The 20,320-nt window shown below is 44.0% G+C and carries 22 protein-coding genes; 9 read left to right on the forward strand and 13 right to left on the reverse strand.

Annotated features, from left to right (window positions below; genetic code table 11):
- The first annotated feature begins 24 nt into the window (after positions 1–24).
- Positions 25–549, forward strand: coding sequence for a peroxiredoxin (locus tag CJD36_RS07215; protein WP_105038457.1), 525 nt, complete (start codon positions 25–27; stop codon positions 547–549).
- 258 nt (positions 550–807) lie between these two features.
- On the opposite strand, the gene CJD36_RS07220 is transcribed toward CJD36_RS07215, so the two are convergent.
- From CJD36_RS07220 to CJD36_RS07230, 3 genes are all read right to left on the reverse strand, one after another.
- Entirely contained in the window at positions 808–1,365 is a 558-nt protein-coding gene (locus CJD36_RS07220) for a ClpP family protease (RefSeq protein ID WP_105038458.1), read from the reverse strand.
- A gap of 293 nt (positions 1,366–1,658) precedes the next feature.
- Entirely contained in the window at positions 1,659–1,916 is a 258-nt protein-coding gene (locus CJD36_RS07225) for a hypothetical protein (protein ID WP_133162539.1), read from the reverse strand.
- The gene (locus tag CJD36_RS07230) at positions 1,897–2,376 is read right to left on the reverse strand and encodes an RNA polymerase sigma factor (RefSeq protein WP_262497507.1); all 480 of its coding nucleotides are present in this window, start codon (positions 2,374–2,376) and stop codon (positions 1,897–1,899) included. Before CJD36_RS07230 ends, CJD36_RS07225 begins: the two co-directional genes overlap by 20 nt.
- 230 nt (positions 2,377–2,606) lie before the next feature.
- On the opposite strand from CJD36_RS07230, the gene CJD36_RS07235 reads away from it, so the two are divergent.
- On the forward strand, positions 2,607–3,149 hold the full coding sequence (locus CJD36_RS07235) for a hypothetical protein (protein WP_105038461.1): 543 nt from the start codon (positions 2,607–2,609) through the stop codon (positions 3,147–3,149).
- A 36-nt stretch (positions 3,150–3,185) separates the two neighbouring features.
- A complete protein-coding gene (locus CJD36_RS07240) occupies positions 3,186–3,731 on the forward strand; it encodes a hypothetical protein (protein ID WP_105038462.1) in 546 nt (181 codons plus the stop codon).
- Positions 3,732–3,847: 116 nt separating this feature from the next.
- Here the strand turns inward: CJD36_RS07240 and CJD36_RS07245 are convergent, their stop codons facing one another.
- The 8 genes from CJD36_RS07245 to scpB all read right to left on the reverse strand — a co-directional run bounded on the left by CJD36_RS07245 (position 3,848) and on the right by scpB (position 12,270).
- Positions 3,848–4,270 carry an acyl-CoA thioesterase gene (locus tag CJD36_RS07245; protein ID WP_161499242.1) on the reverse strand — a complete coding sequence of 141 codons (423 nt, stop codon included), beginning with the start codon at positions 4,268–4,270 and terminating at the stop codon, positions 3,848–3,850.
- A gap of 278 nt (positions 4,271–4,548) precedes the next feature.
- The gene (locus CJD36_RS07250) at positions 4,549–4,941 is read right to left on the reverse strand and encodes a c-type cytochrome (RefSeq protein WP_161499243.1); all 393 of its coding nucleotides are present in this window, start codon (positions 4,939–4,941) and stop codon (positions 4,549–4,551) included.
- A 7-nt stretch (positions 4,942–4,948) separates the two neighbouring features.
- Positions 4,949–6,172, reverse strand: coding sequence for a signal peptidase I (gene lepB / locus CJD36_RS07255; RefSeq protein ID WP_105038465.1), 1,224 nt, complete (start codon positions 6,170–6,172; stop codon positions 4,949–4,951).
- Positions 6,173–6,446: 274 nt separating this feature from the next.
- Positions 6,447–7,052, reverse strand: coding sequence for a superoxide dismutase (locus CJD36_RS07260; RefSeq protein WP_105038466.1), 606 nt, complete (start codon positions 7,050–7,052; stop codon positions 6,447–6,449).
- A gap of 420 nt (positions 7,053–7,472) precedes the next feature.
- On the reverse strand, positions 7,473–8,483 hold the full coding sequence (locus tag CJD36_RS07265) for a glycosyltransferase family protein (RefSeq protein WP_105038467.1): 1,011 nt from the start codon (positions 8,481–8,483) through the stop codon (positions 7,473–7,475).
- Between the two features lie 24 nt (positions 8,484–8,507).
- A complete protein-coding gene (locus tag CJD36_RS07270; RefSeq protein ID WP_105038468.1) occupies positions 8,508–9,386 on the reverse strand; it encodes a UDP-2,3-diacylglucosamine diphosphatase in 879 nt (292 codons plus the stop codon).
- 1,691 nt (positions 9,387–11,077) lie between these two features.
- A complete protein-coding gene (locus tag CJD36_RS07280; protein WP_105038470.1) occupies positions 11,078–11,536 on the reverse strand; it encodes a hypothetical protein in 459 nt (152 codons plus the stop codon).
- A 104-nt stretch (positions 11,537–11,640) separates the two neighbouring features.
- Entirely contained in the window at positions 11,641–12,270 is a 630-nt protein-coding gene (gene scpB, locus CJD36_RS07285; protein ID WP_105039041.1) for an SMC-Scp complex subunit ScpB, read from the reverse strand.
- Positions 12,271–12,471: 201 nt separating this feature from the next.
- Here scpB and CJD36_RS07290 point away from each other — a divergent pair, with 201 nt between their 5' ends.
- From CJD36_RS07290 to porQ, 3 genes are all read left to right on the forward strand, one after another.
- Positions 12,472–14,877, forward strand: coding sequence for a M14 family zinc carboxypeptidase (locus tag CJD36_RS07290; protein WP_105038471.1), 2,406 nt, complete (start codon positions 12,472–12,474; stop codon positions 14,875–14,877).
- 68 nt (positions 14,878–14,945) lie between these two features.
- Positions 14,946–15,770 (forward strand): enoyl-ACP reductase FabI, encoded by an 825-nt coding sequence (locus CJD36_RS07295; protein ID WP_105038472.1) that lies wholly within the window; start codon positions 14,946–14,948, stop codon positions 15,768–15,770.
- Positions 15,771–15,827: 57 nt separating this feature from the next.
- Positions 15,828–17,033, forward strand: a complete 1,206-nt coding sequence (gene porQ, locus CJD36_RS07300; protein WP_133162540.1) for a type IX secretion system protein PorQ — start codon at positions 15,828–15,830, stop codon at positions 17,031–17,033.
- Between the two features lie 19 nt (positions 17,034–17,052).
- On the opposite strand, the gene CJD36_RS07305 is transcribed toward porQ, so the two are convergent.
- Positions 17,053–17,361, reverse strand: coding sequence for a HigA family addiction module antitoxin (locus CJD36_RS07305; protein WP_105038474.1), 309 nt, complete (start codon positions 17,359–17,361; stop codon positions 17,053–17,055).
- Positions 17,362–17,372: 11 nt separating this feature from the next.
- Complete coding sequence (locus CJD36_RS07310) at positions 17,373–17,651, reverse strand: type II toxin-antitoxin system RelE/ParE family toxin (protein WP_105038475.1); 279 nt, start codon at positions 17,649–17,651, stop codon at positions 17,373–17,375.
- Between the two features lie 160 nt (positions 17,652–17,811).
- Here CJD36_RS07310 and CJD36_RS07315 point away from each other — a divergent pair, with 160 nt between their 5' ends.
- The 3 genes from CJD36_RS07315 to CJD36_RS07325 all read left to right on the forward strand — a co-directional run bounded on the left by CJD36_RS07315 (position 17,812) and on the right by CJD36_RS07325 (position 20,301).
- Entirely contained in the window at positions 17,812–18,909 is a 1,098-nt protein-coding gene (locus CJD36_RS07315) for a vWA domain-containing protein (protein WP_105038476.1), read from the forward strand.
- A gap of 197 nt (positions 18,910–19,106) precedes the next feature.
- Positions 19,107–20,054 carry a LamG-like jellyroll fold domain-containing protein gene (locus tag CJD36_RS07320; RefSeq protein WP_105038477.1) on the forward strand — a complete coding sequence of 316 codons (948 nt, stop codon included), beginning with the start codon at positions 19,107–19,109 and terminating at the stop codon, positions 20,052–20,054.
- Positions 20,002–20,301 (forward strand): T9SS type A sorting domain-containing protein, encoded by a 300-nt coding sequence (locus tag CJD36_RS07325; protein ID WP_133162541.1) that lies wholly within the window; start codon positions 20,002–20,004, stop codon positions 20,299–20,301. Before CJD36_RS07320 ends, CJD36_RS07325 begins: the two co-directional genes overlap by 53 nt.
- Positions 20,302–20,320: the final 19 nt, after the last annotated feature.

Raw genomic sequence — 20,320 nt, forward strand, 5'->3', positions numbered from 1 at the left:
TCTTTTAAATGACCTAATAGTAAAATGGCCAACTACATTAAATTAGCTGTATGTATCCTCTCATTATTGTTCTTCACTGCTGCATGTGCGCAAAAGAAGAACACTCTCAAGGTTGGCGATAACGTCCCCACATTCACATTGAAAGACCAGGAGGGAAAGGACTTCAACGTAAGTAACTACGTAGGCAAACAGAAGATGGTCATCTACTTCTACCCAAAAGATGAAAGTAGTGTTTGCACGAAAGAAGCATGCGCATTCAGAGATAGCTACGCGGATTATGTAAAAGCCGGAGCCATAGTTATCGGTATCAACTCCGGTTCTGTTGCAAGCCACAAATCATTTGCAACCAATCACAATCTACCATTCACCTTACTCAGCGACCGGGGCAATAAAGTACTGGAATCATTCGGCATAAAGAGTGTATTGACACTTACCAGCAGAGAAACATTTGTGATTGATCTCACGGGCAAGGTGGTGTATAAATTCAGAGCAATGCTCAGCGGCAATGAGCATTCAGAAAAAGCACTGGAATATTTGAAAAGCAAATAAGCATAATACTACTAAGCCGGGACATGTTGCACCAACATGTCCCGGCTTTAAACTCATTATAATTTCAGTAGTAAATAGAAATACATTCTTATCTTAAGACGATAGACTAGCTCTGAAAGATCAACATAAATAGCGAGGGGTTTCACCCCCCCCCCGTACCGATAATACTAAGGATATAAGCCCTGTAAGGGCGACATAATATAAATACACAAGAGTCAACAATATTAGATACTAGCTCCATAGACTTGTAGCGTAGCCTTATATCCGCTCTATTATACCATCAACAATACCATAGTCAACCGCCTCCTGTGCATCCATGTGGTAATCACGGTTGAAGTCTTTCATTATCTTCTCTATTGGCTGTCCGCAGTTATCGGCAAGTATCTGCGCACCAAGTTCTTTAGCTCTTAACAGCTCCTTTATCTGTATCTCTATATCTGCATGCGGACCACCGGCACCACCACTGGGCTGATGTATCATCACCCTCGCATGCTTCAATACAAACCGCCTGCCCTTCTCACCTGCCGATAACAATATGGACGCCATAGATGCCGCAAAGCCACTACAGATAGTTGATACAGGACTACTTATAGACATCATTGTATCATAAATTGAAAAGCCCGCAGTCACATATCCACCCGGACTATTAATGATGAGTTTGATCTCTTTACCGGGTGCTTCCATATCCAGGTACATGAGGCGCTCCACCACATGTTTTGCAGACGTATCATCAACCTGCCCCCATAAAAACACCGTTCGCTCACCGAGCATTCTCCGGTCTATATTGTCTTGTAGTGTTCTCTCGTTGTTGTTCATGATTATGTATAGTTGATAATTATCGGGAATAATAAATGTGCCGCCAAATACACAACAGTGTATGAATAATGCAGCTAAGCGCAACATACATGTTGTCCGTATCTCGACAACCAAGCAGGAAGGCGCTATCAGTCGATCACGCAATCATAATACAAGTACAAAAAATAAAAGAGGCGTGTCATTGCGAGCCCTTCGCGAAGCAATGACACGATTGGACGTATTCGTTCTACAAACTATTTTAGCTATGTTTTTGGTAGGCACAAAATGTACCGAGCTTAACGGCTACAGACCGTTCACCAAAACAACCTCATCACCTGCCTTCTAAAACGCGCATAGCGTGATTCTGTAAACAACTTATTGTGTATTGCTTCCAGCTCATCCCTCAGCTTATTACGCCCATAACGGTGAACCATTGCATAGGCTTCCTTCTGCCACATCACCCGCTCTGCCATATCTACGTCAGTCACAATAGATGAACCTATCAAGGAGGTAGAATCCTTGCCAAACAGGTGATCTTCTATCTGCTGTAACTCAATCAAGGAAGTCCTCATAAATTAATGATCTTCGTTTTACAATATCTCTCACCTTCTCCAGGCACTTAAACTTCTGTACTGTTGCTGACCGCTCACTCGAGAAGCCAAAGTTTGTAGCTACCTCTTTCATGTTTTGCTTGTCATAGTAAAATGCATGCAACAATTCCATGCACTTCTGCCCGGCTACAGTAAGAAATCCCAACACCCTTTCAGATGCATTTAATTCTTTGTTGTCGGCAACATCAGCATCTCTGCTGTCATTTGCCAACCTTGCTTTATCCTTACAGGCTTTTATCCACAAATGCCTGGCTATACCCATAAGGTAGGCATCAGTATTCTGCACTTCATCCACACCCCTACCCGTTATCTTCTCGTAATAAATAACCACAGCCTCCTGAAAAATATCCTTCGCCTCATCAAATGATCCTCCGCGCTTACTTATATACCTTGCCACACGAGGAAACATATCCAGATACAGCTTTTCAAATAGCTGCTCCCGCTCTGCCGCAGTAAATAGCTATTGTGTTATTATCGGGCATGATTGAGTGTTTATAATAGTAAGTGCGCTGTTCAGGATATATATCACCGCACCTGCGCAAATATTTTTCGTGGTCATTACAAATTTACTGAATCGGCATAAATAGTAACAGCATACCCTTATTGTTTGTACTTTGTTGACCATTAAGAACCATAAATAAATCTATTAAGATGAAAAGATCATTCAGCGCATTGGCAGTCGCAATCATTTTCTTATTCAGCAGTTTTGCTGCCGCTACATGGCAACTATATGAAAATACCGAGGGTGGCTACAAAGTACTGTTACCCGGCGTACCCGAAGAAAGCAGCCAGGACATTCAGAGCGCTATCGGACCGCTCACAATGCACATGGCTATGCTCGAGACGTCAGACGATGTATTGGTATACATGGCCAATTATTCCGACTACCCCGATAGCCTGGTCAACTCAAAAATGCCTAAAGAAGACATTACGATGTTCTTTAACAATGCAATGGATGGTGCAGCTAAAAATGTCTCCGGCACCATTACCAGGAAAGTAGTCTTGAACTACAAAACATACCCCGGCAGGCATATGGTAGCCGAGATCAAAGAAAAACATGTGGTAATGGAAATGGACATGTACCTAATAAAAAATAGGGTCTACTTCCTGGAAGCCATATATATGAAGGACGCTAAAGATATCACAGGTGTAAAAAAGTTCTTCAGCTCTTTCCAGTTGACTGCAGTAAAATAGCTGGGTAAGTAACAAGAATGATAAACTACAACGATCATGAGCAAGTTCCTAAGATCAACCACGTTACTGGCACTCATCTTCCTTTGCAGCTTTGCAACAGATGCATGGAAAACATACGAAAGTAAAGATGGCCATTATAAAGTATCTATGCCGGGTATACCCGAAGAAGCATTAGGCAACGTACAATCAGAATATGGGTGGCAGGTGTCGCATGTTGCCAGCCTAATGCCTAAGACTGGCGAAATAAAGTTGTTCATAGCCAGCTATTCCGACTATCCTATTAAACCCACCAACCCGAAAATAACGAAAGAAGATACAGACAGACTCATAGCCGGCACGATCAACACCCTTGTACAAATTACAGGTGCGACTATCTTCTTTGAAGAACCCATCACCTATAAAGGCAACCCGGGAAAGCACGTTAAAGCAAAAATGGAAGGCCAGACAACTATTTTCGAAATGAAGGTGTACCTCATAGGTGTCAGGACTTATGTGCTGACAACCGGCTATGATAGCACCCTGACGAATACAGCTGCAGCCGATCGCTTTTTCAATTCATTTGAGGTCATTACATCAAAATAGATCAGCATTACCGTAGAGGATAATGAAAGTAACTGCATCTGTGTTCTACTTAAAAGCCGACATTCCAAATCTTGTAAACGGGTTCAGACACAAGTCTGAACCCGTTTTATTTGCGGTTATCCCATCATCTCCTCCGGTACCTTAGTGCGCTCGTAGTTGCGCTTTACGGTCTCTCCTATTGGTGTGGGCTGTCCATCATCATCTATCCTCACAAAGGTGATTGACGTAGTGCAGACAACCGTTTCTTCACCACTATATAAGTTGAATTTACGTGCTTCAATATTGATCTTTATAGAAGTATTACCCAGATGATCAACATCGCCATACAGCCTTACATGGTTACCTGCCTTCAGTGGCTTCTTAAACAACAGTTCACCAACGCGTAGTGTTACCATATTAGGTGTGCAGCAGTACTCCGTGGCAAATGCCGCACCGGCCTCATCTATCCACGACATGATATAGCCGCCAAACACGTTACCATGTATGCCAATATCCTTGCCCATGCATATCTTCTTGTTGATCAGTTTCATTGTTTTCATTGATTTAAACAGTACATAAAAAAAGCCTCCCGTTGTGGCGGGAGGCTCTGAAAAGTTCATCTATATTATTTAAACTATCACCCCGCCACATAAGTATGCATCCAGCATTTGCATGCTGTTGCCATATGTTTTGGAGCTATGTTCATTATCGTATTCATGCTGCAATATTACTTAGTTTATCGAACACTCACTTTCGTAAACCGGAAAATTATTGTTAAGATTTATTCTTTAAAAGGCCACATTCAATTGAGCCATTAAGCCATTGCGCAATTCAGCCATTATTCCACTCCCTTATCCGCATACCCAACTATCTGCTTTATCTCATCGTCTGTAATGCCACCAAATGACGGCATAGATGTCTTGTACCACTTGTCAAACAACTTGCCTGCGTAGGAGTCGGGTCCATCTGCTGCTATCACCTTCTGGCTGTTATGAATAAAGGCGGTCAGTTTTGTTGTATCGTTCTTCCACCGGCCAAGTACACCAGCCAAAGCCGGGCCTGTGCAATCCGTCTTTAGCCCATGACACTGCATACAGTTATTGATAAACAGCTTCTTACCTGCCGACTCAACCACAACCACATCGGGCTGCTTATTGGCACCGGCATTGTCGTTGTTATTACAGGCTGCAAGCAGGCATGCAGATAATGTTATAAGAATCAATTGCTTCATTACCTGCTTACTTTTCCAATGAGTGAACACTGTGGAACAAGCGCTTCCAGCGGATACCCTTAGAGATACCATCTTTATGATAGCTAAACCATACGAACCACGCCTTACCTACTATGTGGTCCATAGGTACATAGCCCCAGTAGCGGGAATCTAATGAGTTATCTCTGTTATCACCCATCATCCAGAAGTAGTCCATCTTAAAAGTATAGGTAGTCGCTTCCTTATCATTGATGAAGATCTTGCCATCCTTTTCTTCCAGCTTATTACCTTCATAGTTGCGGATAACACGGCGATATAATGCTATGGTCTGTTGATTAAGCTGCACTGTTACCCCTTCTTTAGGAATGATGATGGGACCAAAATTATCGCGGTTGAACTTGTAATTGGTAGAGTCATGAGGGAACACACCCAGCTCATTTACCACGCCCTTAGGATATACGTAAGGCTTCACTGTGGCGCCTAGTTTGGTCAGTTCATCGGCCTGTACATTTTCCAGGAAGAATACATTGCTCTCTCCCGAAACATAACTAGCGGGCACAGATTCTATCTCATGGTCATTGATATAATCAGTCGTAGCAGCACCGCCGTTAGAGGCTACAGTGTATTGCAACTTCTGGTGGGCAAAGCGCACACTTGGGGCATCATTTACAAACAGCACACCATCCTTTACTTCAATCTTATCACCCGGCACACCTACACAACGCTTAATGTAGTTCTCCTTCTTATCTACAGGCCTTACCAGCAGCTTGAATCTTGCTTTGAGTGCTTCACGATCATTGTTGAAAAAATCTCTTAACGCAGAATAATAATCATCTGCCGGGCGCTCTACCATCACCGTATCACCGGCCGGATAGTTAAATACCACAACATCATTACGCTCTATATTCCCAAAGCCCGGTATGCGACGGTATTTCCACTGTATGCTGCTCAGGTAAGATACACCACCTGTTATAGGCAATGAGTTATGCACCAGCGGCACTGCTACTGGCGTCATAGGTATACGCGGACCATAAGACAGCTTGCTGACAAACAGGTAATCGTTCACCAGCATACTGCCTTCCATAGATCCTGTAGGTATGGTATAGGCTTCAAAAACCAGGGTACGGATAAGCGTAGCCGCCACTATGGCAAATACACCCGCATCCAGCCATTCTCTCCAGACTGGCTTGTTTTTCTTCTTTTTTCCTTTACTGTCTTCGGTACTTTTTTCTTTATTATTCAACAATGCCATTGGGCGATAATATTATTAATGCGCTCAAAAGTAATACTTAATGCACATTATCTCATATAACATAATGTTTGCGGGGGAGTTTTAACAAAAAGGTAGTTTAAGTCTATAACCCGCTATTGAACATCTTACTCAAGAGCATGAGCAGTAGATCTTTTGTAACACCACTAGATCAGGCCATCCACTAACAGAGACATATCTGCCGCTCATCAACCGATCCTCATAATAATAGCCCCGCATTACTGCGAGGCTATTACAATAGGAATGATAATAAGTATTAGAGTGCTGCCTTGTAGCGGGCGTTAACTGCATCCCAGTTTACTACGTTGAAGATAGCCTTCAGGTAGTCGGGACGCTTGTTCTGATACTTCAGGTAGTAGGCATGTTCCCATACGTCAATACCCAATATTGGAGTACCCTTTACTTCAGCAACGTCCATCAGCGGATTGTCCTGGTTAGGTGTAGAAGAAACTTCCAGCTTGCCATTGCTGTTTACCAGCAACCAAGCCCAGCCACTACCAAAACGGGTAGCACCTGCTGTACTCATTTTTCCCTTCAGCGCATCCAATGAACCAAAAGCCTCATCTATTGCAGCAGCAAGATCACCTGTTGGCTGGCTGCCGTTGTTGCCCAGTATATCCCAGAACAATGAGTGGTTATAATGACCGCCGCCATTGTTGCGTACTGCAGCAGGATAAGCAGAGATATCAGCCATCAGCTCTTCCAGTGTTTTGGTTTCGCCATCAGTACCGGCAAGTGCCTTGTTCAGGTTATCTACATAAGCCTGGTGGTGCTTGTCGTGGTGTATCTGCATGGTCTGAGCATCTATATGTGGCTCCAGTGCATCAAATGCATATGGTAATGCGGGAAGTGTGTGAGACATAATTAAATTTATTTTATTGATTTTGAAAATTAATAGACCAAAGTTAAAACCGAATGACGTGAAAGTGAAATGTAAAAATTAAATAGCATTATTGAAAAACATAAAACACCTCACTAAAACCGCGCCAGCGAGGTGGTTTTCAAAACGAATACGTCCCGATGCGAGACTGCTTCGTTCCCTGCCTACCGGCAGGCAGGCTGCCAATGACAGAATGCAAATGGCACCCCCGAAACGAATACGTCCAAACGTAAGATTGCTTCGCGAAGGGCTCGCAATGACCCGCTTCTTTTAGATTTTGTCATCGGATCATGATTCGCAGTGGCTACTTAATTATCTCAAAAAGAAACTATTCCCGACCTATGGTGGGATCGTTCAGAGACCGAGAACAGGCATTTTCCGGCCTACCTATTAATAATCAAATTATTTTGCCATTAAGCCATTAACAGGTGCATGCGCCTTCATCAACTTTGCCACAATATCCGCTGTAATATCAGGGTAGTCTACCACTACTGGCTTACCATTATCCAGCCAATTTCTAATGGTGCCGTAGTTCTTCTCATCCAGCATTTTGATCACTGTTGCACCCATGGCTTCGGCACCTGCTGCATTGCATTGCTGCTCGTATTGGCCTACCATTGGTATCACCAACACCTTTTTGCCCAGGTACATAGCCTCAGCAGGACCTTCAAAGCCACCACCGCACAATACGCCCGCGGCCGAGGCCATACTTTTTACAAAGGCTGTGTTGTCTATCTTCATCAAGCGCACATTGCCTATGGTCTTTGGTTCTTTATTGTGTTTAGAAAATACCTCCCAGGTAGCATCAGGGAATTGAGATAAGTGTTTTATCAAAGTTTCATCATCATAAGCCGGCAGGTACACTGTGTAATGCCCCTCGTTGGTCGGCTTCAACTCGCGGATCTCTTTACGGATGACCGGTGTAAATATATTCTCACCAAATGCCTTGAAATGAAAACCATACCCTGCTGTTACCGGCACGTAGCGACTCAATATCGCTTCACCTATAAGATCGTGATGATCTGGGCGTGGCGCATTGGGGTGTAAAACAGCGAACTGATGACTGAGAGAAATGCACGGCAGATTTTTGCGCTTACAGGCCCATGCAGAAATAGGCTCAAAATCGTTAACAACTATATCATACTCTTCAGCCGGAAAATTGCGGATATCTTTCAGCAATTGCCCTACTCTCAGTTTCTTAGCGGTTGCGCCAAGGTCTATTCCGCCACTCTTGCCGAATATAAAGCTCAGTCCGTAGTATTTGTATTTTACCGGGTAGGGGAAATCAACGTCGGCCTGTATGCCACTGATCAAGACATCAACATCGCCGTACTGCGCAAGTATCGGATATACATCTCTGGCGCGGCTCAGGTGGCCATTGCCCGTTCCCTGGATTGCAAAAAGTATCTTCACAGCGTGAAAGTAATATTTATAGTGTTATGCTGCATCTAACCCTTCTTCATTTTTTGATGAATGGCTATTGATATTCAGCTCCAGCATCAGGCTGGCCATCATGGCCTTTGCCGACTCTTTGGTCTGTTTTTTCTTATCAATATCTACCTCCTGTGCCACAGGATCCTGGAAGTAATTGTAGATAGTCCACTCTGAACCGGTATACTCTAATGCGGTAAGGTTTTCTATCCAGTCGCCCGAATTAAGGTACATTACTGAACCATGCTCTGTTACCACGTTCTTCATCTCAGGGTGGTGAATATGTCCACATATCACATAGTCGTACTTATTTTCCGCCGCGATACTGCACACGGTGTCCTCAAATTTATTAATGAACTTCACCGCTCCCTTTACACTGTTCTTCACCTTTTTAGATAAAGAGATCTTCCCTCTGCCCATCTTCTGAGATACCCAGTTGATCATGCTATTAATAAGAATAAGCGTATCATACCCTACTGCGCCAAGTTTGGCCAACCAGCGACTGTGTTGCATCACCACGTCAAATACGTCTCCATGAAATATCCACACCCGTGAATCATTCACTTTTAATGACAATTTGTTGGTGATCTTGAGCGACCCGAGCTGAAAGCCCTTAAAGCGGCGCAGCATCTCATCATGATTTCCGGGTATATAATATACGGGGACTTCTTTCGCTATGAGCCCTATCAGATGTTTTACCACCATCATGTGCGTGGTAGGCCAGTATCGCTTGCTGAACTGCCATACATCTATTATATCTCCGTTCAGCACCACGGCTTTGGGGCGGATGGTCTTTAAATACTGAAGCAGTTCCTTTGCATGACAACCATAAGTACCCAGGTGTATGTCTGACAACACCAATATATCAACATCTCTTTTTGCCATGCTTAAACTTCGGCGAAGTATTTGGTTATACAAAAAGACTAATTTGATATAAATGCATTGTTAGGGGTGGGTTAAGTATGGGTTAATAAAAGTGGGTGTTATCCGCTAAGTCGATTTATTTGGTACTATGCCCAATGAATATGAAAAAATAATCGGGCATTGGGTAGTTGTAAGTTATTCATAGTTAGCGTATTGTGTGAAATGGTTATGCCCAATCGTGCCCGATGTGGGTAGTCTGAATCACAGATTAAAATGATTGCACAGATTTCGCAGATTCCCGACAGAGTTGTCTGAACCATGATTTACATGATTGCACGATAGACATGATGCCCGATGAAATTGCCCGATGAAAATGAAGAAATAATCGGGCATTGGTAAGTTGTAAGTTATTCATAGTTAGTGTTTTGTGTGAAATGGTCATGCCCGATCGTGCCCGATGTGGGTTGTCTGAACCATGATTTACATGATTAAATGATAGACATGATGCCCGATGAAATTGCCCGATGAAAATGAAAAAATAATCGGGCATTGGAAAGTTGTAAGTTGTTCATAGTTAGCGTATTGTGTGAAATGGTTATGCCCGATCATGCCCGATGTGTTTTGAAATTCGGGAATCGGGAGATTCCCTACCGGTCGAACGAAGTCAGCGACTTCGCTCAGCATCGGTGTCTCAAAGAGAGCCGGTCCGTTGGCTGTTGGTCAGAAGACACAACAGCGGCGAACGCGGGAGTGTTATTGGAGAATGCCCGATGAAAATGAAAAAATAATCGGGCATTGGAAAGTTGTAAGTTATTCATAGTTAGTGTTTTGTGTGAAATGGTCATGCCCGATCGTGCCCGATGTGGGTTGAAATTCGGGAATCGGGAGATTCCCTACCGGTCGAACGAAGTCAGAGACTTCGCTCAGCACCGGTGTCTCAAAGAGAGCCGGTCCGATGGCTGTTGGTCAGAAGACACAACAGCGGCGAACGCGGAGTGATTTTGGAGAATGCCCGATGAAATTGAAAAAATAATCGGGCATTGGGAAGTTGTAAGTTATTCATAGTTAGTGTTTTGTGTGGAGGAGCATGCCCGATCGTGCCCGATGTGGGTTGAAATTCGGGAATCGGGAGATTCCCTACCGGCCGAACAAAGTCAGAGACTTTGCTCAGCACCGAGAAGTATTTTTCTGCCAGTGGTGGTTTTTTCTCGTTTTCGGCAGTTTATTTTTGTGCGTTTCCTGTGTATGCATTTGTGGTTAAGGGTTTTGACGGTTTTTGAAAACCACCAGTTTCCGCAGTTTTCCGCAGTTTTTCCGCCAATTTCCGCAGTGCTTTTGCTCGTTTGTGATTGATGTTGGATGCTCAGTTGTTGCAGGGCCGAAGATCTTCAGCCCCAACGATTGTGGCGGTAATTTTAGTTGATAGGTATATATGTCAAAGAGCATACAGGGGATTTTCCTGAATTGGGTGCAAATTAATACTGGTATTTCGATTTGAAAAATAAACATATCCACAAAAATTAAGGCGCATTCGGCTGAAATGTGCTGTGGGCAAGGGTTTGGGAGGGGTGATCTTCTGTGGATATGTTTTTTGATGTACCGACGTGTTTCTTCGAGATTCGGGAAAATAAATGGGGAATGGTGTATTTCGGGCGTTACAAACGCCCTGCCAGGGCATCCGCGATACAATCGCAGACGAGAGATAACAACAATTAGTAAAAGACACCTTCAACATCTCTGCCTAAAACGACCCCACCAAATAGTAAAATGTAAACCGTGAGATGGGAAAGCAGGATCACCACAGGCAAAACGATAAGCATCCATATCCTCACATTTCGGTTCAGTACATTGTATTGGGAAAATTCTTCATTATACCAGTCCGGATGTGCTCTACCATATCGTAAATAAGTCCAGATAAAGAGAAAAACAGCAACGGCTATCCAAAATATGGGTAACTTAAAAATACTGTCTAAGTAATAGTTTGAGAGAAGCCCCGAAATGGCAATCAACTTTTTAACAAAGGCCAGGGACGGAAAAACGACAGCCATCTGTAATAAGGAGATATACTTGAAAGCCATGTTGCCAGGCGAATAAGCCGTTTTCTTACCTAAGTAATTTCGAGATTCATACCATTGGTACATTCTATAATATATGTATGCGAATATCTTCATTAGGCCCAGAGTGATAGCAATGCTAAATTAAGTTAATTCACAAAAAAAGTGCAGAACTTTCGTTCTGCACTTGCTAAAAATATAATGGGTCACTAAAAGGCTGATTAGGATGCTTGTTTCAGTTCGCCGTAGCCACCAATCTGTGGGGTGTCTTCAGGTAAAGCTTCTGCACCTGCTGTAGGCATTACTATTTCTATGTCGGTAATGTCTTTCAGCTGAGGTAATTGTTTTGGGGAGTTGATGCCGAGGTAGTCCATGAAGTTTTTAGAGGTATTGTAGATCAATGGCTTACCTACCATGTCTTCGTTACGGCCACTTATTACGATCAATTCTTTTTCCAGTAGTTTCTGAATGCTGTAGTCTGCACTTACTCCGCGGATATATTCTATTTCGCTCTTGGTGATCGGTTGCTTGTATGCTATGATAGACAGTGTTTCCATAGCTGCTGCAGAAAGCTTTTTGATGTGCTTTTCGCCATTCAGCTTCAGAACGGTCTTGTGAAATTGCTTTTTGGTCAGGAACTGGTAGCCACCGCCTACTTCCATAAGGTGGAAAGGATAATAATCAGCCTCATATTTTTCCATAATACCTGATATGCAGGCAGAGATACGCTCTGTCTCAATCTGAGTTTCGAGCGCCTGTCCCAACATTTCAGTTATTTCTATTTGTGTCAGCGCCTTATCACTTGCGAAGATGAGGGCCTCAACGTGCGGCATTAATTGTTCAATATCCATGCTCTGCTTTACTTTTCTCAACCGAAATTAATACTCTCTTCAAAGTTACACCTTTAAAGTAATGCACATTTGTGAATAACTTGGTTTGCAATTGTGGAATGGGGCGCGGGTGGTGGGAGGAGGGTGAGCATCCCCTAAATCCTCATTCCGAACAAATCCCCCAAACATTTCATACATTTATACAATACTTAATTTACTGTTATGAAGGCATTACGTCTGTTACTGGTGTTTATATTTTCTGTGAGCATTGCTTTTGCTCAAAAGCAGGAGAAGTACTCGCGCGCCAAGGTCTACCTGAATGCGAAAGATCATACCATCCGCGACCTGGCATCGCTGGGCGTTGCTGTTGACCACGGAGAGTATAAGAAGAATACCTTTTTTGTTACAGACTATTCGGCCAGTGAACTAAAAGCTATCCGCAAGGCAGGCTTTAAGGTGCAGATAATTATTAAAGATGTGTCTAAGCACTACCGGGAGCAGAACAAACCGGGGAAGGCGCAAAAGACAACTACATCTACCGACTGCAACATGGGCCCCACGCTAGACGTACCGGCCCATTTTCATTTGGGCACTTATGGTGGCTACTTTACCTATACCGAAATGTTGAGCATACTCGATTCAATGGCGTTGCTCTATCCCGCCCTTATCAGCGCACGCGCACCTATTGATACATTTCATTCTATTGAAGGCCGCCCTATTTATTGGGTACGAGTATCTAACAATCCTAATGTAGATCAGCCTGCTAAACCACAGATGCTGTATGATGCGCTGCACCATGCCCGTGAACCCGGTACTATCTCTTCTACCATCTACTACCTGTGGTACTTACTGGAGCATTACAATACAGACCCGCAGATAAAAGCCATTATTGATAATACCGAACTTTACTTTGTACCGTGCGTAAATCCTGATGGATTGCTCTACAATATATCTACTAACCCTGGCGGCGGTGGCATGTGGCGTAAAAACAGAAGACACAATGCAGGTACTACTATTGGGGTAGACCTCAACCGTAACTATGGCTTCCAGTGGGGATATGACAATGTTGGCTCCAGCCCTACATCATCGAGCGACACGTATCGCGGCACAGGCGCCTTTTCTGAGCCGGAGACACAGGCTATGAAATTCATTGCGGAACACCACCACTTCAAGACAACACTTAACTATCATACTTATGGTAATGACCTTATCTACCCATGGGGTTATATAGGCTCACTGCTTACACCAGATTCTTCTCAATTTGTGTCTATCGGCAGTTATCTTACCGAGCATACTCCTTACCGCTATGGCACTGGCGACCAGACAGTAGGCTATGTGACCAATGGCGACAGCGACGACTGGGGCTATGGCGAGCAGACCACTAAGAACAAGATCTTTGCTATGACGCCCGAAACAGGCAAGTCGGACTTCGGCTTCTACACACCAATAGCCAACATCATTCCTGATTGCCAGAATAACCTGAGAACCAACATAGCTGCGGCTACATTACTGCTGCCGTTCTCTGAGATCCACACCGACGACCAGAAGATCATTACTGCTAATACCGGCTTCTTCCATTATGATATGCAAAGACTGGGCTATCCCGATACCGCAACTTTTACCGTAACGATGACGTCTCTCGATACCCGCCTCACCATTACCGGTGCTCCGCAGACATACATCAACCCAACTATTCTGCAAAAGTTCAAGGATTCTATGGCCTACTCTATAGCCACAGGAACACCCAATGGAACGTTGCTGAAGTATGAACTTAAACTGTACAATGGCATGTACTACCAACATGATACTGTGCAGTTTTACTACGGCAAATACAACACCAATACTATTCCTAATACCAACACCCTAACCGATTGGAGCGCCAGCGATTGGAACACATGCAGCAGCATTTACTACTCTGCACCTGCATCTATTGGTAGCAGCGCAAGTGGTTGCAGTAATTATGCAGATAACGTAACTGCAGAACTACAGCTTATCGACACCTTAGACCTTACCCATTCTCAGCAGGCATTTATGTATTTCTATTGCCGCTGGGGAATAGAATCGTCTTACGACTACATGGTCATTGAAGCAACACCGGTGGGCTTCACCAACTGGCAGCCATTGTGTGGCAGGTTCACCAAACCGGGTACTAACAACCAGCTATCAAACGAACCAATATACGATGGTCAGCACCCGGATTGGGTACAGGAAGAACTGAACCTGAGCGACTACCTGGGCGGATTGATCAACGTACGGTTCTCTATGATAGGCGATGGCGCAGTTAACTATTCAGGATTCTATATTGATGATATGAATGTGATCACTGTAGAAGATTCTGCTTTTGCCAACCACACAGACATTACAGGCATCAATACAAATGGCGCGAACATGTCAGTATTTCCTAACCCTGCCCGCGAGCAATTGAACATAGCGATCAATGGCTACTCATTCAGCCACCCTATACAGGCCGGACTTTATGATGGCTTAGGTAGGAAGGTAATGAGCTGCACACTTAACAGCACACTATCAGTAATAGATGTTCAAAACCTGCCGGCAGGGCTCTACTACCTGAAAACAGATAGTAAAGATGTGCTGTTGCCGGTTTGTAAGGTGCAGGTAATGAGGTAATAGTTAGCGGACAATTACCCCTCTCCTCCTATTTTACTATATTTACACCTCGTAAACAATACAATTATATGGCTCACCAACTGCTGAAAGGAAAAAAAGGTATCATATTCGGGGCACTCGACGAGCGCTCAATTGCTTGGAAAACCGCCCTGGCCTGCGTGGCTGAAGGTGCTGAAATCACACTGTCAAATGCGCCCATAGCCCTGCGTATGGGCAAGATCAATGAACTGGCTAAGTTGTGCAATGCAGAAGTAATTCCTGCTGATGCCACCTCTACTGCCGACCTGGATAACCTGATGCAGAAAGCAATGGAAATACATGGCGGTAAGCTGGATTTCATGCTGCACTCCATAGGCATGTCGCCTAATGTGCGTAAAAACTTCTCTTACACAGAGACCAACTACGAAAATTTCTTAAAGACGCTTGATATATCTGCTCTTTCCCTGCACCGAGTATTGCAATCTGCAAAGAAAGCGGATGCACTGAACGAGTGGGGTTCTGTAGTAGCATTGACCTACATTGCTGCTCAGCGCGCATTCCCGGGTTATAACGATATGGCTGATGCTAAGGCTATGCTGGAAAGCATTGCCCGTAGCTTTGGTTACCATTACGGTTTTGCTAAGAAAGTAAGGGTAAATACAGTTTCTCAGTCACCAACAGTTACTACTGCAGGTTCAGGTGTTGCCGGTTTCGATGTATTCCTGGACTATGCTGAGAAAATGTCTCCATTGGGTAATGCAAGTGCAGAACAATGTGCAGACTACTGCGTATCCCTGTTCAGCGACTACACCCGCATGGTTACTATGCAGAACCTATTCCATGATGGTGGGTTCTCATTTACCGGCGTAAGTACACCAATAGTAGAAGATATTACAAAGGCAAATACGCTGTAAGGTGATTTCGGTCGTTACAAACGCGGACGAGTACAAAAATCAATATAAATACACCACATGGGCTTTGTCAATGTGGTGTATTCATTTAGTCATCAGGTGAAGACCAATATTTTTGCATTTATTGCAATAATCAGGATGAAGACACGTTTTAGAACCATGAGAGGAATGAAATACGCATTACTATTTGCCGGCTTACTGTCTTGCGGGCTGGCTACCGCACAGGTGGTTGGCGGCCAGTCTTCTTTCGAATATCTTAATCTGTCCAATTCCCCTCACGTTTCCGCATTAGGCGGTATTAGTGTTGCCAATCCTGAAAACGATATTTCTCTTGCGTTGCAAAACCCTGCTATGATGCGGCCGGGCCTGCACAATCAGCTGGGCCTGAACTACAATAGTTTCTATGGCGATATAAAGGTGATGAATCTGCAGTATGGCTATTACGCACCAAAGACACAGACTTCCTTCTTCGGTGGAGTACAGTACCTTAACTATGGCGCTTTCTCCAATACCGATGATCTTGGCAATGTTTATGGCGACTTCCATGCGGTGGACTATTCGATCACTCTTGGTGCCTCGCGCAGTTACCTGCAGCACTGGCGCTATGGCGCGGCTGTAAAATATGCCAGCTCTGCGCTATATGACGCCAAAGCATCGGCGGTATTGATGGATGTAGGTATCAATTATTACGACACGGCCTCTCTTGTAGACTTTGGCATTGTAGCTAAAAATATGGGCGGAACTATAAAGAAGTACAACCCCAACAATCCTGCTGAGCCACTGCCTTTTGACCTGCAACTGGGCATCTCCAAGAGATTTAAACACCTGCCATTAAGAGTTTACACTACCCTGCACCATCTGTACGAGTGGGATGTGCAGTACAATAATCCATCCGACAATGTAGGGACGGGATTACTGGGATCGAACGATACCGCCTCGTCAAAAGGTTCATTTGGCGAAAAGCTGTTCAGGCACTTTATCTTTGGTGCCGAGCTGAGCTTGGGTAAGCGCCTGATGGTCACTGTATCTTACAATGACCTCCGCCGCCGCGAAATGGTCATTAAGACAAAAACCGGGTCGGCGGGTTTCGCATTTGGCGTAGCGCTTAACCTCAATAAGTTCCAGGTACATTACGGCCGCTCTTACTACCATATAGCGGGTGCATACAACGAAATAGGTATCAACTTCGCCCTCAACAAACTAATGGGCCTGGGCAAAACCGGCGAAAAGATAAAGTGGAATGCCGAGTACCCGGATTGGGAGTAGTTGTTTGAACTGCGATGGCTTATGCGGCCTTCCACAGCACTTTAATCTCTTTTGTGTCAATTTTCAGGCGCGCATTAGCAAGGTCATAATTATTCTGTGCCTTTAGCCAAAACTCAGCAGTGGTATTTCTGAATGCCGCAGCCAACTTCAGCGCCATTTCAGGAGTGATACTTTGCTTACAGTTGATAATGGCAGAGAGTGTCTTTCGTGTTGTAGCCAGATTTTCTGCTATTTCTTGTACAGTAAATGGTTTTCCGGTTTCTTCCCGCAAAGCCTCAATCGTTTCCCTTATTAATTCGCCGGGGTGGGCGGGGCTAAACATTGCCATATTAATTCATTTTAATGATAATCAAGATAATCAACGTCACATGCATGCTCACCTGAAAACCGGAATATTATCCGATAATTGCCATTCACTTTTACCGACCAAAATCCTGCGAGATTGCCACTCAATTGGTGTAAACTATAGCCAGGCACGTTCATTTCTTCTGCACTTGAAGCCGCATCCAATCGTGTCAGAATCAACCTGATCTTGGAAATATGAGTTTGTTGCAGCTTCGATGCATCACCCTTCTCGTAATATAGTTTGAGGCCTTTATGACTAAAACTAATTATCATTACTTAAAGGTAAGTGAAACGTGTCACGTGTCAAAATAGTTCATGAAAAATACCGCTATAGAAATCAATAATACGCTTACTGTGATGCAAGAGCCTAACTTTATGTGGTGATCAATTCCGGTGTATTGCCGGGATAATATGTGCTTTTGAATTGATAATTATGGAAGGATTTTTGTTCTCGAAGTTTACCCCCGAAGATGCTAATAAGACGCCGTTCGATAAGTTGTTGGGTGTATTTACAGAGATGCTGCAATATACCAATGGCGATGCTGGTGAGGCATTGAGCTGGCTGAGCCAGTTGGATAAGCAATATGGACTGACCAATAAAGATTATGGTATCGGTGATTTCATCGACGACCTGAAGGAGAATGGCTATATAAAAGAGAATGAGCAAAATGGCACTTTCAAAATAACTTCCAAGACAGAACAAGTGATCCGCAAGCGATCATTGGAGGATATATTTGGGAAGTTGAAGAAGTCGAAGAGTGGCAGTCACCGCACGTTTAAGACCGGGCAGGGTGATGAGCCTAATCCGGAAACGAGAGCATACGAGTTTGGCGATGCACCGGAGAGTATCAACTATACAGGTAGTCTCAACAATGCATTCATCAACCATGGTATAGATAAACTGACCATGCACCAGAGCGATCTGGAGATACATGAGACCGATTTTAAGGCACAGACATCTACGGTGTTGATGATAGACATCAGTCACTCTATGATACTGTATGGAGAGGATAGAATAACGCCCGCCAAGCGCGTAGCCATGGCGCTGAGTGAGCTGATCACAACCCGTTACCCCAAGGATACACTGGACATAGTAGTGTTTGGCAATGATGCCTGGCAGATAGAGATGAAAGACCTGCCTTATCTGGAGGTTGGTCCGTATCACACCAATACGGTAGCGGGCCTGGAGCTGGCAATGGAACTGCTGCGCCGCAGAAAGAACCCCAATAAGCAGATCTTCATGATCACTGATGGTAAGCCTACCTGTCTGAAGATAGGCAACAAGTACTACAAGAACAGTTTTGGGATAGACAGCAAGATATTGAACCGCACACTTAATCTGGCGGGGCAGTTAAGGAAACTGAAGATACCCGTTATCACCTTTATGATAGCGCAAGACCCTTACCTGCAGGACTTTGTACGCAATTTCACAGAAGTGAATGGCGGCAAGGCTTTTTATTCATCACTTGACGGATTGGGTAGTTTTGTATTTGAGGATTATGAAAGGAATAAAAAGAAGACGGTGAGGTAGATGAGCTATAAGATCATTTAAACCTTTGCGATATATTGAAGAAATTACATTATTTACAATTAATTGCAAATCAATACACTAAACCCTACCTTTAGAAAAAAAACACTATGAAAAAACTTTACACTCTATTGCTGCTGTGTCTATCAGCCGCACATGCTCAAGCACAAGGTATTTCGGGTTTACTTGGCCACTGAAATATGGATAGCACTGTCAATGATATTTCAGGCAGTGGCCATAATGGCCATGCTAATAATATTGTTGCGGCACCGGGTGCAGACGGCGTTGCCGGCCATGGATATTACTTTAATGGTAGTAACAGTTTTATTGGCGTACCCGCTTCCCCGGCATTCAACGTACAGAAATATACTATTTGCAGCAGAGTGAAGGTAATGGGCTACTACAGCGGCAACTGTCAGTTCAATACTATATTGACCAGGGGTAAAATGGGTACCGGCGTAGGTAACTATTTTGCAGCTTTTTTTGACAACTCAGATTGCACCGGCTTCGACTCTACTACAGAGTGCTTTATGACCCAGACTGAATTTCGCAGCTACATTGCGCCACCATTCTACACTCCCGCTATTGTAAGCAATACCTGGTATAATGTAGTTTCTACCTTTAATGATACCGTTTATAAAACGTTTGTAAATGGTGTATTAATGAATACAACTACACTTTCAGTGCCCGGTATTCCCATGGGCACAAGTACCGATAGTATTAGCATAGGATTGAGTACCATGGATGTTGCAGCAGGTTATCCTTATCCATTCAAAGGAGTAATTGATGATATCCTTTTGTACGACAGGGTATTGACAGATAGTGAGAGCGTACACTACGGGGATACCTGCGGCAGGATAACATCAGAACCGGTATCTGTACATACGGCAGTGGGTAGCACCTGTTCTTTCACTACCACTACCAACTTTATGAACCCGGTATACCGGTGGCAGCAAAATACCGGTAGCGGTTTTACCAATCTTACAGCGACACTTCCGTATTCCGGAGTTACCTCTAATTCGCTGACAATTACCGGCGTCACATCAGCTTTTATCGGATCTCAATACAGGTGTATCATCACCAATTCATGGGGCTGTGCAGATACTACGAATACCGATACACTATTCTCACCTGTGGGTGTTATTTGATGTGACGGCAATGAACGATGTGACTATAATTCCTAACCCGGCGCATAATATCATTTCCGTACAAGTGACTAATAGTAATACCAATGGCACAGTGGAACTCATCAACACAATAGGCCAGCTGGTAGGTAAGCAAGCTATATCTTCAGGTACAACGTCTATGGATATAAGTGCGTTACCGACGGGGTTGTATATAGCAGTAGTCCACGTAAACGGAGCGATGGTAGTTAAGAAAGTTCAGAAATTGTAGCCTGATCGCTTAACAGCAC

The organism is Flavipsychrobacter stenotrophus, from assembly GCF_002954265.1.
GTDB classification, from domain to species: domain Bacteria; phylum Bacteroidota; class Bacteroidia; order Chitinophagales; family Chitinophagaceae; genus Flavipsychrobacter; species Flavipsychrobacter stenotrophus.